The organism is Pseudoalteromonas maris (assembly GCF_049257235.1).
Classification (GTDB): domain Bacteria; phylum Pseudomonadota; class Gammaproteobacteria; order Enterobacterales; family Alteromonadaceae; genus Pseudoalteromonas.
In genome coordinates this window covers 56960-73545 of record NZ_JBMMUF010000005.1, presented here as the reverse complement: position 1 = coordinate 73545, position 16586 = coordinate 56960, and the positions used below count along the sequence as shown (strand labels likewise).

At 45.6% G+C, this 16586-nt stretch carries 18 protein-coding genes; 11 read left to right on the top strand and 7 right to left on the bottom strand.

The window, feature by feature from the left end; translation table 11 throughout:
• Window positions 1–4: 4 nt before the first annotated feature.
• Entirely contained in the window at window positions 5–1132 is a 1128-nt protein-coding gene (locus AAEU32_RS08750; protein WP_421970152.1) for a methyltransferase, read from the bottom strand.
• Between the two features lie 41 nt (window positions 1133–1173).
• On the opposite strand from AAEU32_RS08750, the gene AAEU32_RS08745 reads away from it, so the two are divergent.
• The 11 genes from AAEU32_RS08745 to nqrM all read left to right on the top strand — a co-directional run bounded on the left by AAEU32_RS08745 (window position 1174) and on the right by nqrM (window position 11087).
• The gene (locus AAEU32_RS08745; protein WP_421970151.1) at window positions 1174–1794 is read left to right on the top strand and encodes an alpha-ketoglutarate-dependent dioxygenase AlkB family protein; all 621 of its coding nucleotides are present in this window, start codon (window positions 1174–1176) and stop codon (window positions 1792–1794) included.
• Window positions 1795–1828: 34 nt separating this feature from the next.
• Window positions 1829–2143 carry a BolA family protein gene (locus AAEU32_RS08740; protein WP_421970150.1) on the top strand — a complete coding sequence of 105 codons (315 nt, stop codon included), beginning with the start codon at window positions 1829–1831 and terminating at the stop codon, window positions 2141–2143.
• Window positions 2144–2229: 86 nt separating this feature from the next.
• Window positions 2230–3420 carry an enoyl-ACP reductase FabV gene (gene fabV / locus AAEU32_RS08735; RefSeq protein ID WP_421970149.1) on the top strand — a complete coding sequence of 397 codons (1191 nt, stop codon included), beginning with the start codon at window positions 2230–2232 and terminating at the stop codon, window positions 3418–3420.
• A gap of 430 nt (window positions 3421–3850) precedes the next feature.
• Window positions 3851–5194 (top strand): Na(+)-translocating NADH-quinone reductase subunit A, encoded by a 1344-nt coding sequence (locus AAEU32_RS08730; RefSeq protein ID WP_421970148.1) that lies wholly within the window; start codon window positions 3851–3853, stop codon window positions 5192–5194.
• Between the two features lies 1 nt (window position 5195).
• Window positions 5196–6395, top strand: a complete 1200-nt coding sequence (locus tag AAEU32_RS08725; RefSeq protein ID WP_421970147.1) for an NADH:ubiquinone reductase (Na(+)-transporting) subunit B — start codon at window positions 5196–5198, stop codon at window positions 6393–6395.
• Window positions 6388–7155, top strand: coding sequence for a Na(+)-translocating NADH-quinone reductase subunit C (locus AAEU32_RS08720; RefSeq protein WP_421970146.1), 768 nt, complete (start codon window positions 6388–6390; stop codon window positions 7153–7155). The genes AAEU32_RS08725 and AAEU32_RS08720 overlap by 8 nt, the downstream gene beginning before the upstream one ends.
• A complete protein-coding gene (locus tag AAEU32_RS08715) occupies window positions 7155–7784 on the top strand; it encodes an NADH:ubiquinone reductase (Na(+)-transporting) subunit D (RefSeq protein ID WP_421970145.1) in 630 nt (209 codons plus the stop codon). The genes AAEU32_RS08720 and AAEU32_RS08715 overlap by 1 nt, the downstream gene beginning before the upstream one ends.
• Before the next feature lie 10 nt (window positions 7785–7794).
• A complete protein-coding gene (gene nqrE / locus AAEU32_RS08710; protein ID WP_421970144.1) occupies window positions 7795–8403 on the top strand; it encodes an NADH:ubiquinone reductase (Na(+)-transporting) subunit E in 609 nt (202 codons plus the stop codon).
• Between the two features lie 17 nt (window positions 8404–8420).
• A complete protein-coding gene (gene nqrF, locus AAEU32_RS08705) occupies window positions 8421–9647 on the top strand; it encodes an NADH:ubiquinone reductase (Na(+)-transporting) subunit F (RefSeq protein WP_421970143.1) in 1227 nt (408 codons plus the stop codon).
• A 111-nt stretch (window positions 9648–9758) separates the two neighbouring features.
• Window positions 9759–10799, top strand: a complete 1041-nt coding sequence (locus AAEU32_RS08700) for an FAD:protein FMN transferase (RefSeq protein WP_421970142.1) — start codon at window positions 9759–9761, stop codon at window positions 10797–10799.
• Between the two features lie 75 nt (window positions 10800–10874).
• Window positions 10875–11087, top strand: coding sequence for a (Na+)-NQR maturation NqrM (gene nqrM / locus AAEU32_RS08695; protein ID WP_421970141.1), 213 nt, complete (start codon window positions 10875–10877; stop codon window positions 11085–11087).
• A gap of 48 nt (window positions 11088–11135) precedes the next feature.
• Here the strand turns inward: nqrM and AAEU32_RS08690 are convergent, their stop codons facing one another.
• From AAEU32_RS08690 to AAEU32_RS08665, 6 genes are all read right to left on the bottom strand, one after another.
• Window positions 11136–12293, bottom strand: a complete 1158-nt coding sequence (locus tag AAEU32_RS08690; RefSeq protein ID WP_421970140.1) for a glutathionylspermidine synthase family protein — start codon at window positions 12291–12293, stop codon at window positions 11136–11138.
• The gene (locus AAEU32_RS08685) at window positions 12294–12881 is read right to left on the bottom strand and encodes a DUF1190 domain-containing protein (protein ID WP_421970139.1); all 588 of its coding nucleotides are present in this window, start codon (window positions 12879–12881) and stop codon (window positions 12294–12296) included. It abuts the gene before it with no gap.
• 12 nt (window positions 12882–12893) lie between these two features.
• On the bottom strand, window positions 12894–13292 hold the full coding sequence (locus tag AAEU32_RS08680; RefSeq protein ID WP_421970349.1) for a DUF350 domain-containing protein: 399 nt from the start codon (window positions 13290–13292) through the stop codon (window positions 12894–12896).
• A gap of 35 nt (window positions 13293–13327) precedes the next feature.
• Window positions 13328–13690, bottom strand: a complete 363-nt coding sequence (locus AAEU32_RS08675; protein ID WP_421970138.1) for a PilZ domain-containing protein — start codon at window positions 13688–13690, stop codon at window positions 13328–13330.
• Between the two features lie 148 nt (window positions 13691–13838).
• Window positions 13839–15512 carry an energy-dependent translational throttle protein EttA gene (ettA, locus tag AAEU32_RS08670; protein ID WP_421970137.1) on the bottom strand — a complete coding sequence of 558 codons (1674 nt, stop codon included), beginning with the start codon at window positions 15510–15512 and terminating at the stop codon, window positions 13839–13841.
• Between the two features lie 93 nt (window positions 15513–15605).
• Window positions 15606–16493 carry a DMT family transporter gene (locus tag AAEU32_RS08665; protein WP_421970136.1) on the bottom strand — a complete coding sequence of 296 codons (888 nt, stop codon included), beginning with the start codon at window positions 16491–16493 and terminating at the stop codon, window positions 15606–15608.
• Window positions 16494–16586 lie beyond the last annotated feature (93 nt).

Sequence of the window (16586 nt, the reverse complement as noted above, 5' to 3'; positions counted from 1 at the left end):
CCTATTATTTTTTCGCGCTTAATACAACAAACTTCTTGTTTGAACCCAGTAACTTGGAGCTACCGAATAAGCGTTTTAGTTTTTCGTGATAATCTAGGTGACGATTGCCTACGATACGTAGCTCACCGCCTGCTCGCAACACTTTCTTTGCATCATTAAACATCTGCCACGCAATGTGGTCTGTTACTGCGTTTTGTTGATGAAATGGTGGGTTGCATAGCACCAAATCTGCACTGTTAGCGTCAAAGCCTGTAAGGCAGTCATTATGCACAAACTGGCACCGAGCTAATGCCTCTGGCATATTTTCCTGTACAGTCATTTTTGCTGATGCCACGGCCATAGCCGATTCATCTACAAAGGTTACATGGGCGCTTGGGCACTTTGCCAATATTTGTAGACCAATGACGCCATTACCACAGCCCAAGTCAATAATATTCACCGCCTTTTTTGAATGAGGCAGATAGTTACTGAAAAAACGAGCACCAATATCTAACGAGTCCCGAGAAAACACATTGGCATGATTGAGCATGAACAAATCAGTGTCTTCAAGCTGCCAACGTTTGGGAAACGGGCTTTGCTGTGGTTTATTCTTGACCTCGGCAATGATTAAGCGTGACTTTTTAACTGCCAACGACGTTGTGGCAGGGCCAATATAGCGCTCAACTAAGTTAATCGTTGAAGTATGAATGGCCTTGGTTTTTCCCGCAAAAATGACAGGTGTACCTTGCTTTTGTGTTTGTGAAATCATTGCCAGCTGGTGCTGCATGTAACCACTATTTTTTGGCACCTTCGCGATAACCAAATCATAGTCGTTAGCCAAATCAGATAAACTCGAAAGTGGTGTCAGGTTATCTGTATTGAGGTTGTTACATGCAAGATTGTGTTGCCAAGCTTGCATGGCAATATACGAGTCAGTAACTGAATCCGCCGTTAACTCATTAAATGCGCAGGCCAGCGCACCAAAATCATCGTTGAGGATCAACAGTCGCTGCGTGCTCGGGTAATGCTCTTTGGCATACTCAACAAGATATTCATCAGAGGAATCCCATGCTTGCAGGCTGCGATTCTTTTGTTGTAGCGGAAAGCGATGCAAGGTGAAGGTATTACCTCCAAGTTGAGCTGATGTTATCATGAGTATTAGAGTTTAACTGACAGTGGCGTTAGTTTATCACGATGGGTGCATACACCTCCAACCAAAACCGCACGCATTTGCCTTCGCAGTTGAGTAGCGAGATGTTCAGCTATCAGGCAAACGCTATCACAGCAGAAAAAGCACAGCGCTTATTTTGCTATTTGCGTGATACGGTGCAATGGCAGCAACCTAGCATTCAAGTATTTGGCAAATGGCACCCAATCCCGCGCTTACAAGCCTACATGGGTGATAACGACGCACAATATACTTATTCGCAACAGCGTTTCACGCCGCTACCTTGGTTGCAACCACTGGATGATATGCGCAAGCGGCTGAGCCAATCGTTGGGGTGCCCGTTTAACGCCGTACTCATTAATTATTATCGTAATGGCTTAGATTGCATGGGCTGGCACGCTGATGATGAAGCAGAGCTTGGGCCCCAGCCGACAATTGCATCGGTGTCTTTGGGCGCCATACGTAAGTTCAAATTGCGTGAACGCAGCACAAAGGAAGTAATTGACTTGGCGCTAGAGTCGGGCAGTTTGTTGGTGATGAAAGGGCACAGCCAAGCACGTTTTGAACACAGTCTTCCGAAACAGAGAAAGGTATCACAAGGGCGGATTAACTTAACGTTTCGCTACATTCGATCGTCTTTGTTATAGTAGCGGCCATCTTTGTTATGGGTGAGCAATGTTTATGTCAATGCAATCACAAATAGAAGCAAAACTGTCAGCTGCTATTGAGTGCAGTTATCTGCAAGTGGACAATGAAAGTCACATGCACTCACGAGGACAAGATTCTCATTTCAAGGTGGTGGTAGTGAGCGACAGTTTTAACGGTCAACGTTTGTTACAGCGCCATCGCACGATCAATGCCATCCTTGCCGATGAGCTAAGTAACCACATTCATGCACTTGCGATTCATGCCTATACATCGCAAGAGTTTAATGAAAAGCAGGGCCTTGCCCCAGACTCACCGCGCTGTTTAGGTGGGTCAAAGTTTGATAAATAATGTCACAGCGTGAGTCATCAGACCTGTGTGGCGATGAATAATCGCTACACTAGCGCTAATTTTTCGGTAACGAATGGAATTTTAACATGGTCATTAAGCCTAAAATCCGTGGATTTATCTGTACTAACGCTCATCCAGCGGGCTGTGCAGCACACGTACAAAAACAAATAGAATATGTAAAGAGCCAAGGTGACTTGGGTAGTGGTCCTAAAAATGTATTGGTGATCGGTTCATCAACGGGTTATGGTCTTGCATCTCGCATCGTATCTGCGTTTGGTCATGGTGCAAAAACACTGGGTGTGTTTTTCGAAAAGCCAGGTACAGAGAAGAAAACGGCATCAGCGGGCTGGTATAACACTGCCGCTTTCCAGCAGGCTGCTGATGAAGCAGGTATTTGGTCTAAAAATATCAATGGCGATGCGTTCTCTGACGAAATCAAAGCGCAAACGATTGATATGATCAAAGCGGAGCTTGGTCAGGTTGATTTAGTGATTTACTCACTGGCATCACCTCGTCGTACTGATCCAAAAACAGGCGAAACGTATTCTTCAACACTTAAGCCAATTGGCGATAGTGTAACGACGAAGAACCTCAACACCTCAAAACGTATCATTGATGAAGTGAGCGTTGAAGCAGCAAGTGAAGAAGAAATTGCTAACACTGTGAAAGTGATGGGTGGCGAAGACTGGCAGCTATGGATTGATGCGCTAAACGACGCAGGCGTGTTGGCTGACAATTTTAAAACAACTGCTTATACCTATATCGGCAAAGAGCTAACTTGGCCTATCTACGGTCATGCGACTATCGGTAAAGCGAAAGAAGACTTGGACCGCGCAGCGCAAGAAATTAAAGCATCAACGGCAGCGATTTCAGGTGAAGCTTACGTCAGTTCATTGAATGCAGTGGTAACGCAAGCGAGCTCTGCTATTCCAATCATGCCTCTGTATATTTCTGCACTGTTCAAAGTAATGAAAGCCGATGGCACATACGAAGGTACGATTGAGCAAATCACAGCGCTGTTCAAAGAAAACCTATACGGTGAAACACCTCGTTTTGACGATGGTGGTCACCTGTTCCAAAACTACAAAGAGCTTGAAGATGATGTGCAACAGCGCGTGCAGGCTATTTGGGACTCAGTTGATACCGATACCATTGACGAGCTAACAGACTATGTGGGTTACCACAAAGAGTTCTTACACCTGTTCGGCTTTGATTTAGATGGCGTAGATTACGACGCGGATGTTAATCCTGACGTGCAAATCAACAACCTCGTCTAAAGTTGATTCGTTAATTAAATAAGCCAGTCCTGTGACTGGCTTTTTTTGTAGCCGTGTTTTCACATGTCAAAGTGATTCAATCACGCGAAATTAAGACTTTGGTCTATATTGAAGTTTATTCATTCAGGATGACCATTGATCGCTGGATAATTTTTACTTTTTAACTCGCATAGTCACCGCGATTAATGTTAAAATTCGGCAGATATGTGACAGGTTCACTACGTTGCTTGGTCCGTAGGTCGGAATAAGTGCTCTTTTATACCGTTTGTATTAATTAGGTTGGTTGTTATTTGCTCATTGTTGGGGCGTTTTCATCCGAACAATTAGCTCTTCGTCTTAATTAACGCGGTTATGTGCCGAGTCGACTGATACTAAGCAGCGTGGTTGGTAAGATTTTAAGTTTCTTTCCTTTAAAGTAATGCAAGTGCGTATGATCAACATAAAAAAAGGTCTGGATCTACCGATAGAGGGCGCACCTCAGCAGGTTATACATGACGGCCAAGCCGTTAAACGAGTAGCTGTGCTAGGTGAAGAATATATCGGCATGCGTCCAACCATGCGAGTTCGTGTGGATGACCAAGTCAAAAAAGGCCAAGTTCTTTTTGAAGATAAAAAGAATCCTGGCGTTATCTACACTGCACCGGCCGCCGGGGTAGTTAAAGAAATCAATCGTGGTGCAAAACGTGTACTGCAATCAGTTGTTATTGAAGTTAATGGCACTGAGCAAGAAACGTTTGCAAAGTTCGAAGCAAGCCAACTAGCAAGCCTAGATCGCGACACAGTTGTCGATCAACTTGTTAAGTCAGGTCAGTGGACTGCACTACGTACTCGTCCTTTCAGCAAAGTGCCAGCGGTAGATGCTAAGCCTAGCTCAGTATTCGTAACTGCGATGGACACCAATCCTCTTGCTGCTGATCCAGCAGTTGTGATTGCACAAAATGCTGACGCTTTTGAAGCGGGTTTGGCTGTGGTTTCACGCCTAACCGAAGGTAAAGTGTACGTGTGTAAGAAAGCAGGCGCGCAGGTACCTAGCTCATCAGTTGCTTCTGTTGAAGTGCATGAGTTTGGTGGTAAGCACCCAGCTGGCTTAGTAGGTACTCACATCCACCACCTAGACGCAGTATCTGCATCAAAGCAGGTTTGGCACCTAGGTTACCAAGATGTGATTGCATTCGGTCACCTTTTCCTAAGTGGCGAAATTTACACTGATCGTGTGATTTCTTTAGCCGGTCCTCGCGTTAAAAACCCACGTTTAGTGAAAACGCACATGGGCGCAGCTATGGCTGATTTGGTTGCTGGTGAACTTGAAGACGGTGACAACCGTATCATTTCAGGCTCAGTACTTTCTGGTACCAATGCAACTGGTCCTCACGCTTACCTTGGCCGTTACCACACGCAAGTGTCGGTTCTGCTAGAAGGTCGTGAGAAAGAACTATTTGGTTGGATCGCGCCAGGTAGCGATAAGTTCTCTGTAACGCGTACCTTCCTTGGCCATTTAGCACCAAGCCGTCTATTCAACATGACTACCTCAACGGGTGGTTCGAAGCGTGCCATGGTACCAATCGGTAACTATGAGCGTGTAATGCCGCTAGATATTCTGCCTACACTACTTTTACGTGACCTAATTTCACGTGACTTAGACAGCGCAATAACTCTTGGCGCGTTGGAGCTAGACGAAGAAGATTTAGCGTTGTGTACCTTCGTTTGTCCGGGTAAATACGAGTATGGTTCAATCCTTCGTGAGTGCCTGACAACAATCGAGAAGGAAGGCTAAAATGGGCTTGAAGAAATTTTTAGAAGATATCGAACCGCATTTTGAAGCCGGTGGTAAGCATGAAAAATGGTACGCGCTGTATGAAGCAGTAGCGACTATCTTTTATACACCAGGTTATGTAAATAAAGGCGGTACTCACGTTCGCGATAACATCGACCTAAAACGCATCATGATTTTAGTGTGGATGGCAACGTTCCCTGCCATGTTCTTTGGCATGTTCAACATTGGTCACCAAGCGGCTGGCGCATTAGCGAATGGCTTTGCTTTAGGTGATATGTGGCAAGTAAGTCTTTTCCAACTGTTCGGTGGTGAGTTAACTGCTGATTCGGGTTGGGCTGCGAAGATGTTCTACGGTGCCTGTTTCTTCCTACCAATCTACGCGACGACATTCATAGTCGGTGGTTTCTGGGAAGTACTATTTGCATCAGTGCGTAAGCACGAAGTAAACGAAGGTTTCTTCGTAACTTCTGTACTATTCGCGCTAATCCTGCCAGCAACAATTCCTCTTTGGCAAGTAGCCCTAGGTATTACCTTTGGTGTAGTTATTGCGAAAGAAGTGTTTGGTGGTACAGGCCGTAACTTCCTTAACCCAGCGTTAGCTGGCCGTGCGTTCCTTTTCTTCGCATACCCTGCGCAGATTTCAGGTGACACAGTATGGACAGCGGTTGACGGTTTCTCTGGTGCGACTTACCTAGGCCAAGCGGCTACAGGTGCACTAGATTACGCAAACATGGATCTTTGGTTCAATGCTTTCTACGGCTTTATCCAAGGTTCTATGGGCGAAACGTCGACACTGGCGATTGCTATCGGTGGCTTATTCCTAATTTATGTTCGTATTGCTTCGTGGCGCATCGTGCTAGGTACTTTCCTAGGAATGGTGGTTACATCAATGCTTCTTAACTTCATCAGTTCTGATACTAATGCGGCCTTCGCAATGCCTTGGCACTGGCACCTAGTGCTTGGTGGTTTTGCATTCGGTATGTTCTTTATGGCTACTGACCCAGTATCAGCGTCATTCACTGATAAAGGTAAATGGGCATACGGTGCGTTAATTGGTTTCATGGTGGTAATGATCCGCGTAGTGAACCCGGCGTACCCAGAGGGCATGATGCTAGCAATCTTATTTGCTAACTTATTTGCTCCGCTATTCGACCACTTCGTAGCGCAGTCAAACATCAAGAGGAGATTGGCACGTGGCTAGTAATAACGAATCAATCGGCAAAACGCTTGGTGTAGTTGTTTCATTGTGTTTGGTGTGTGCGATTATCGTATCTGTAGCATCAGTACAATTGCGTCCACTACAGCAAGAAAACAAGCTTAAAGATATTCAAAGCAATATCCTAGCCGCAGCTGGTTTTGAAGGTGTGACAAACGTTCAGTCAACGTTTGACGAGAACATCGAAACTATCGTTGTTAATGTTGAAAACGGTCAGCAAGTGCAATTCGATTCAGAAGAAGCACGTGTAGATTGGATCAAAGCTTACGACTTCGAAAAGAGTAAGTTTGATGCTGCGATGAGTATCAAGCTAACTAAAGCGCAAGATAAAGCAGGTATCCAACGCCGTACAACTGAAGCGCCGGTTTACATTAACCGCGCTGACGATGGCTCAGTGAAATCAATTATTCTACCTATCCAAGGTTACGGCCTTTGGGGTGTTATGTATGGTTTCCTAGCGCTAGAAAACGATGGTGAAACGGTTAAAAACATCATTTTCTACAAGCACAACGAAACTCCAGGTCTTGGTGGTGAGATTCAAAACCCAACTTGGACGGCACAATGGCAAGGCAAAGAGCTTCCTGTTGACCTAGTGAAAAATGGCGCAGATACCAACAACGAAGTTGATGGTCTATCTGGTGCAACACTGACGTCAAACGGTGTTGATAACACGGTTGACTACTGGACAGGTGATAATGGCTTTGGTCCTTTCCTTGCGACAGTACGTGAAGGAGCGTTGAAATAATGGCTGATACTAAAGAAATGAAGTCGGTTCTATTTGGACCTGTCTTCGCCAATAACCCAATCGCCCTACAAGTACTTGGTATTTGTTCTGCGCTGGCGGTTACTTCTAGCTTGAAAAATGCGTTGATCATGTCAATCGCGTTGACGCTAGTTACAGCGTTTTCAAGCTTATTCATCTCGATGATCCGTAACCACATTCCATCAAGCGTTCGTATCATCGTACAGATGACGATTATCGCTTCATTGGTAATTGTTGTTGACCAAGTGCTGCAAGCATTCTCATATGCTACAGCAAAAGAGCTGTCGGTATTCGTTGGTCTAATCATTACCAACTGTATCGTAATGGGTCGTGCTGAAGCATATGCGATGAAGTCGCCACCAATGATGTCATTCCTTGATGGTATTGGTAACGGTCTAGGCTACTCAGTAGTGCTTCTGACTGTTGGTTTCATCCGTGAGCTATTTGGTAAAGGTTCACTATTCGACGTGGAAATCATTCCACTGGTGCAAAACGGTGGCTGGTACCAGCCTATGGGTCTATTGATCCTTCCACCAAGTGCATTCTTCATTATCGGTCTATTCATCTGGGTACTTCGTACTTACAAGAAAGACCAAGTAGAAGCGAAATAAGGGGCGAGTTGTGGAACAGTATCTTAACTTATTTGTTAAAGCGGTTTTCATTGAAAACCTTGCGCTTGCCTTCTTCTTGGGTATGTGTACTTTCTTGGCTGTATCTAAGAAAGTTAAAACCTCAATTGGTCTAGGTGTAGCGGTAATTTTCGTACTAGGTATTGCAGTACCGGTAAACCAAGTGGTTTATCACGCAGTACTTGCTCCAGGTGCGCTTGAGTGGTTAGGTTTCCCAGAAGCTGATTTGAGCTTCCTACGCTTCCTAACGTTCATCGGCGTAATCGCTGCCCTAGTACAAATTCTAGAGATGGCACTTGATAAGTTTTTCCCACCGCTATACAACGCGCTGGGTATCTTCCTACCACTAATTACGGTTAACTGTGCGATTTTCGGTGCGGTATCGTTCATGGTAGAGCGTAACTACAACTTTGGCGAATCAGTGGTATTCGGCCTTGGTTCAGGTGTAGGTTGGGCACTGGCAATCACATTGCTTGCTGGTATCCGCGAGAAGATGAAGTATTCAGACGTTCCTGATGGTCTACGTGGTCTAGGTATTACCTTTATCACTGTAGGTCTTATGGGTCTTGGCTTCATGTCATTCTCTGGTATTTCACTATAAGGTAGCGAGGAGAAATCATGCTTGAGGTATATTTAGGCGTAGGTGTATTCGTCGCTATCGTTGTGCTGTTAGTTTTAGTTATCATTGCAGCTAAATCTAAGCTAGTACCAACTGGTGACGTAACCATCGGGATCAACGGTGATCCTGAAAAGGCAATTACAACTTCACCGGGTAGCAAGCTACTTGGTGCACTAGCAGATGCGGGTATCTTCGTATCATCTGCGTGTGGTGGCGGTGGCTCATGTGGTCAGTGTCGTGTAGATGTGAAATCAGGTGGTGGTGACATTCTACCTACCGAGCTTGATCACATCTCAAAAGGTGAAGCACGTGAAGGCTGTCGTTTAGCGTGTCAGGTTGCTGTTAAAGGCGACATGGAAATTGAACTTGAAGAGTCAATCTTCGGTATCAAGAAGTGGGAATGTACTGTTATCTCTAATGATAACAAAGCAACCTTCATTAAAGAGCTGAAACTAGCTATCCCTGAAGGTGAGGTAGTACCTTTCCGCGCAGGTGGTTATATTCAGATTGAAGCGCCTGCTCACCATGTTAAATACGCTGATTTCGATATTCCTGAAGAATATCGTGCAGACTGGGATCGTTTCGGCTTCTTTAACCTAGAGTCAAAAGTAGACGAAGAAACAATCCGTGCGTACTCAATGGCTAACTACCCAGAAGAGTTCGGCATTATCATGCTTAACGTACGTATTGCGACTCCGCCACCAAACAACCTAAGCCTGCCTTGCGGTAAGATGTCTTCATACATCTGGTCACTGAAAGAAGGCGACAAGGTAACGATTTCTGGTCCATTCGGTGAATTCTTCGCGAAAGACACTGATGCAGAGATGGTATTCGTAGGTGGTGGTGCAGGTATGGCACCGATGCGTTCACACATTTTCGACCAGCTTAAGCGTCTTAACTCTAAGCGTAAGATGAGCTTCTGGTATGGTGCACGTTCGAAGCGCGAAATGTTCTATGTTGAAGATTTCGATGGCCTAGCGTCAGAAAACGACAATTTCGTATGGCACGTAGCTCTGTCAGATCCTCAACCTGAGGACAACTGGGAAGGTTACACTGGCTTTATCCACAACGTATTGTATGACAACTATCTGAAGGACCATGAAGCGCCAGAAGATTGTGAGTTCTACATGTGTGGACCACCGATGATGAACGCAGCCGTAATCAACATGCTTAAAGATTTAGGTGTTGAAGACGAAAACATCCTACTGGATGACTTCGGCGGCTAATTTAACGATCCACTATCGTTAATGTGTTAAGATTAAGAGCCTTCAGATATGACTGAAGGCTCTTTTTTTATATTTAAACCAAATGCTTAATCTGATTGGACGGTTATCACTATGATGCACATTCGCTCTGGCAATGCGTTTTTGAGTTTTATATTAGTCACGTGTTTATTGGTACTTGCTGGGTGTGATAACGCACCATCACAGCCGCAGCAACAAGAGTTGTTACTGCAGGGCAAAACCATGGGTACGACCTATAACATTAAGTTATATGCCACAGAGCAAAAACTTAAGAACAACACGTTACATAGCGACATTGAAGCGGCGCTTAAAAATGTAAACCAGTCTATGTCGACCTATATTCCTGATTCAGAAATTAACCAATTTAATCGCCTCGGCGCGAATGAAGTGATGCCAATCAGCGATGATTTTCGCATTGTTGTTGCTGAGTCTATTCGTCTAGGTATTAACACCCAGACATTAGATGTCACTATGGGGCCGCTTATCGACCTGTGGGGGTTTGGTCCAGACAAACGTCCGACACAACGCCCGACGCAAACTCAACTCGATGCCATGATTGCCAATATTGGCGTTGATAAATTGTCATTAAGCGCTCAAGGACTCGCTAAGTCTGTTGATGGCTTAGAGTTAAGTTTCTCGGCAACGGCCAAAGGCTTTGGCATAGATAAAGTGGCTCAGTTGCTTGAGCAAAATGGCATCAGCAACTACATGGTTGAGATTGGTGGCGAAATGCGTGTTGCTGGTACTAAGCCTGGTGACAAGCCTTGGGTGATAGCTATTGAGCAGCCGGATGCACCCATGGGCGAGCGTCGTATTCATCGTACCTTGACCCCTGGAGCAATGGGGATTGCTACATCAGGTGATTACCGTATTTTCTACGAAATGGACGGTGAGGTGTATACCCACTTAATTGACCCTCAGACTGGCATGCCGATTAAACATGACTTGGTCTCGGTCACCGTCTTGCATCCTAGTGCCATGACAGCGGATGGTCTAGCAACAGCGCTGACGGTGATGGGCACAGAGCGAGCGAAAGCCTATGCCCAAGCGAACAATCTACCTGTGTATTTAATTAGTAAGACGGCTGAAGGTTTAAAAACCTATTCAAGTCCTGCGTTTGCACCATATTTGTAGTCAACGCAAAGCGGGCGTATAATAGCGCCCGTGGCTAACTCAGCCAAATATTGTCATTTTTAAGGGGCACAGACAATGCAGTTATTTCTTCTCACTTTCGGTTTGCTTTTAATTATTATCGCAGCAATGGCTGTCGGTGTAATTGTGCAACGCAAATCAATGGCCAGCAGCTGTGGTGGTCTTGGCTCTGTGGGTATTGAAAAGGCGTGTGACTGCGATGACCCTTGTGACAAGCGTAAGAAACGCATGGCTAAAGAGCAAGCGTGGAAAGAGAATCAAATTATCTAATACGAGAAAAGAAAACCGCTGCAATCAGCGGTTTTTTTGTGTCTGTAATTAGCCAAGAATTATGTGCGGCACAAAACGGGATGTGTCTTTGGTTATTGGTCCATTATCTTCGCGAATGGTTAAGCCACAGCTTTTATGGCCAACAACCCAAGAGCCAATCAGTGTATGGTTGCCTGCAAATACGGGCAGGGGCGCTAACGCCTGCGTAATAAATCCAGCATCGCCATAACTACCACTTTCGTGAATACGGCCTTTACTGGGGTGAACCCAAGTAATGTTTTCACCTTCTCGACTAAATAGCGGCTTGCTGACATAACCTTGCTCTAGACCATCCCCTTCTTCCCCTGCGAAATAGGCAGGGAGCAAGTTAGGGTGATTGGGAAACATTTGCCACAGCAAGGGGAGAATCGCTTTGTTCGAGAGAATCGCCTTCCACGGCGGTTCAACGAATAAGGTGTCTGTGCTGAGTAGTTCAGCTCCAAACTCATCCAAAAACAGCTCTTCCCATGGGTAGAGTTTAAATAGTTGCGTTATTGGCGTGTCATCAAGATCAGTGAGCTGGCCTTTGTTATCGATACCAATATCTTCTACCGTCATTCTAACGGTTGGCATGCCAGCTTGGTAGGCACAGTCTTGCAGATAGGCCACTGTGCCTTTGTCTTCAATGGAATCTCGGCTGTGAGCGAAGTGGATGGCATCGCGATTACTAAAATGAGTGAAGCGGTCAATCAGCGCTTCTTGGATGCTATTAAACTGGTCGCTTTTGCGGGGTAGGACACCGCGGTCAACCTGTTGCTCTAACCATAGCCATTGAAAAAAGCCTGCTTCATAAATAGATGTTGGCGTGTCGGCATTGTATTCAAGGAGTTTTGCTGGACCTTGACCATGGTAGCTAAAGTCCATACGACCATAGAGGCACGGTTCCTTGCTACGCCAACTGCGCTCAACAAAATCCCAAAATGATTCAGGTATCGCAAATTTCTTTAGCCAATATTCATCTTTGGCGACTTTATCCACCAGCTCTAAACACATCTGTTCGAGCTCGTTGGTTGGGTCTTCTAAATCGTTTTCTATTTGCGCAAGGGTAAACTGGTAATAGGCACTTTCATCCCAATACTTTTCACCATCAATACGAGAAAATTCAAAGCCAAAGTAATTGGCCTGAGCGGCTAAATCGGGCCGCTCAGTGATAGGTTGGCGAAACATTTAACCACCAAAGCTGCTGCGAGATGCTGCGCGACGACCAAAGCCTCCGCGAGAGCGGGTAACCGTTTTAGGTTTGCTGCTGTAGTGAATCTTTGACTTTTTAACCATGGTGGTGCCTCGGTTGTTGTAGGCACCAATGAAGTCATTATTAGAGTTACGGAAGCTGAAATAGTCATCGCGAGAGCGATACAACGGCTTAGAACCTGAGTAATAGCTGCCGCCCAGATACGCATATTTCTTGCGCTTTTTCTTTTTCATTAAATCTAGGCCTTCGTCTACGGCTTCAGCAACCATAGCAATCATGAACCCAGCCATGATAGGACGCCAAATACTGCCTTCTTGTTCGCAACGTTCATAACCAAAGTCTGTTTCGCAGAGACTTTCGTTGACGTACGTTGGCGCTTCAATGGCGTGATTAGCGAGCGCTTCTTGATACTGAGCTTGGCAAACTTCTTGTTCTACACCAAAGCTCATACAATCGTTGACGTCCTCAAAGAGTAATGCCGACTCGTCAGGGTCACCACAGCCAGTAAGGCCAGCAGTCGCCCCTAACATTAAGGTGAGTTTTAGTTTACTGGTTCGTTTCATACTCACTGCTCCTTAGTAAGTAATACACGCGGCATTTAGAATTCCGGTTGCAAGCGATGCGACGCCTAAAAATGCACCTGCACTCATGTGACCGTCAGCAATTCGTGTTGACAGTTTAGGCATGTACAAACGTACCAAGAAGAAAGTGACTAGCTGCATGATGCCGGCGATAACGCCCCAGATGGCGAAATCAATTAAGGACACAGAGTTAATTGCAGCACTGGCAACAGGTAAGGTGAAGCCAATAAACGCACCACTAAATGCGGTAGCTGCTGCAGCATTGTTTTCCTTCATTAATGTCCATTCGCAATGCGGAGTGACCAGGCTGTAAAGGAATAGAAAAGCTAGCACTAGCAAATAGCCAAGGCCAAAATAAGATATAAAAGGGACAAACCCTTGGATGGATTCCATAAACATAGTTAATTGCTCTCACTGAGTCGTTTTTGTTATTCCAAAGAAGCTAGTTGTGCTAGCTCGCGGTGTAATAGCTTATCATCACCGACATTAAGTTCAATAAGGCGTTTTAGGTGAGTAGCGCTATCTAAATCAAGCTCTAGGCAATGTAAGCCAATAAATTCTTGGTCAATGTGGGCGATTTCACATTGCATTTTGATATCGATATCGCTGCCTGCAAGGTTAAACACCAGCTCCAATTTTTGTCCTGAGTCAGGGTGTAACCCCAGAGGGTGGCTGATCAATGCACCATTAAGCGATAAATCTAGCAAGTGGCATCCATAATGTTGCGCATTAACCATTACCAACGCGGGGCGTTGGAAAATAATACGGGTAAAGTGACGACGATTTTCCATTGTCATTCCAAGCAAGCTAATTTCAACTTTTAGTGTAGCGCTAAAATAGTATTTTTTCCTATATAACTAGGCGGTTAGCCCTAGTCGCTATAAAAAAAGCCTCACAGTGTGAGGCTTTTAAAATCGTTAACTGACTTGGTATAAAGACTTAGCCAATTTTTTTGTATTTAATACGCTTAGGTTGTGCTGCGTCTGCACCCAACGTCTTTTTCAACCAACCTTCATATTCTGTGTAGTTACCGTCGAAGAAGTTGATTTGACCTTCGTCTCGGTAATCCAGAATGTGTGTGGCAATACGGTCTAGGAACCAACGGTCGTGCGAGATAACCATGACACAGCCTGGGAATTCCAAGATAGCATTCTCAAGTGCTCGCAGTGTTTCTACGTCCAAGTCGTTGGTAGGCTCATCCAGTAGCAACACGTTGCCACCTGCTTTTAGCAGCTTAGCTAGGTGTAAACGATTACGCTCACCACCTGAGAGGTCTTTGACGAACTTCTGTTGGTCATTGCCTTTAAAGTTAAAGCGCCCTACGTAAGCACGGCTTGGGAATTCGAAGTTACCTACTTTAAGTACATCTTGACCATCGGCGATTTCTTCAAATACCGTTTTGCTGTCATCCATATTGCCGCGGAACTGGTCAACGGTGGCAAGCTCAACCGTTTCACCAATCGTGATCTCGCCGCCATCAGGCTGCTCTTCGCCACTTAACATTTTGAATAGCGTTGATTTACCGGCACCATTGGCACCGATAATGCCCACGATTGCGCCTTTTGGTACGCTAAAATCGAGGTTGTCGATAAGCATGCGATCGCCAAAGCTCTTGCTAAGGCCTTTAACATCGATAACTTGGTCGCCTAGGCGTGGACCCGGTGGAATGAACAGTTCGTTGGTTTCATTACGCTTTTGGTAATCGCTGTGCTGTAGTTCAGCAAACTGCGCCATACGAGCTTTTGATTTGGCTTGGCGGCCTTTGGGGTTTGAACGTACCCATTCAAGCTCTTGAGCAATTGATTTTTGACGTGCTTTTTCAGCTTTTTGCTCTTGCTTCAGGCGCGCATCTTTTTGCTCAAGCCATGATGAATAGTTCCCTTCCCATGGAATACCTTCACCACGGTCAAGCTCTAGAATCCAACCTGCTACGTTATCAAGGAAGTAACGGTCGTGCGTTACCGCCACAACAGTGCCTTCGTAGTCATGTAGGAAGCGCTCTAGCCACGCTACTGACTCGGCATCTAAGTGGTTGGTTGGTTCGTCGAGAATCAACATGTCTGGCTTTTCTAAAAGCAGACGACAAATCGCCACACGGCGACGCTCACCACCAGATAGGTGTTGAATTTTCGCATCCCAAGGCGGAAGACGAAGGGCATCTGCAGCACGCTCAAGCGCGTTATCAAGGTTATGACCATCGTGCGCTTGGATAATCGCTTCTAGTTCACCTTGCTCTTTAGCAAGGGCATCAAAATCAGCATCTTCCATCGCATACTCAGCGTACACTTCATCAAGGCGAGTGAGGGCATTTTTGACTTCACTAACGGCTTCTTCAACCACTTCGCGAACGGTTTTGTTCTCATCAAGCTGTGGCTCCTGCGGCAGGTAACCGATTTTAACGCCAGGCTGAGGATGAGCCTCACCTTCAAAATCTTTATCAACGCCAGCCATGATGCGCAAAAGGGTTGATTTACCCGCGCCATTTAGACCAAGTACACCAATTTTAGCGCCAGGGAAAAAGTGTAATGAGATGTCCTTTAGAATGGTGCGCTTTGGCGGCACAACTTTAGACACTCGACTCATCGAGAAAATAAACTTATCAGGTAAAACCATGAAAGAAGCCTTTGTATTGTGACTATTATTTAACAGCCGTTATTGTAGAGTCTCTGGGGTAAAAGCGTCAACGAAAGGGCATACTTTTAGCCCTTAATTCGCTAATAAAATCCCCACACCTGCCAGCGCCAAAATACCACCGAGAATCATTCGGGTGCTGATAGGTTCGCGTTTGAAAAAGCCAATGGTCATGACAATCAGTGGGGCGGTGGCAAAAATCGTCTGGGCAATAGCAGGGTCGGTGTATTTCACTGAGGCAAGTTGCAGCCAAAGACCGATGAAGGTGCCAAAAAATACTGCCACTAATAACCAATGTTTATTGCTGATCCCTTTGAGACGAATCGCTTGATACAAATCGCTGTGTTTAATTACAGCGACAACAAGCGCGACGCTTAGGGTGCCGGATACTAACCGGATCAGCGCTGCCCACAGGCTACTCATTGATTCTGTATTCATAGCACCTTTGGACATGACCATGCCGGTTGCTTGGCACAGCGCCGCTACGAGTGCCAGTGACACACCGATGAAGTAATGACGTTTATCAATGGGTTGTAAGCTTTGTTGTGGTGAGATGGCGATGACGACACCGACACTGGTTACGATTATCCCAAGCCAAGCGAACAGCGATAAAAAGTGCCCTAATAAAATAATGTTGAGAATGCCAGCAAGGGCAGGGGCGAGTGATTCAATCACCAGAGTGCGCGCCGGACCAATATTGCGCAAGGCGCCAAAATAGGCGCTATCACCTATGGCTATGCCGATGATGCCACCGGCGATAAGCCAACCCCAAGACACCCAATGTGTGGGCATGTGTGTATCTTGAGTCACAATGATTGCTGCCACCATCATGGCCGATGCAAGTAAGCCTTTACTTACATTGAGTTGCATTGGCGTGAGGTGATGGCTAAAGGTTTTATAGAGCATGGTGGAGCACGCCCACACGATTGCAGCGCTGATTGCAGCAATTTCACCTAAACCCACATTTCACCTCAGACATTGAACTAATCTGCGCGGCATTATGACAATCAAGCGTTTCGCTGTAAATTTTTAAATGGACGTCTAAACATCTAGAGG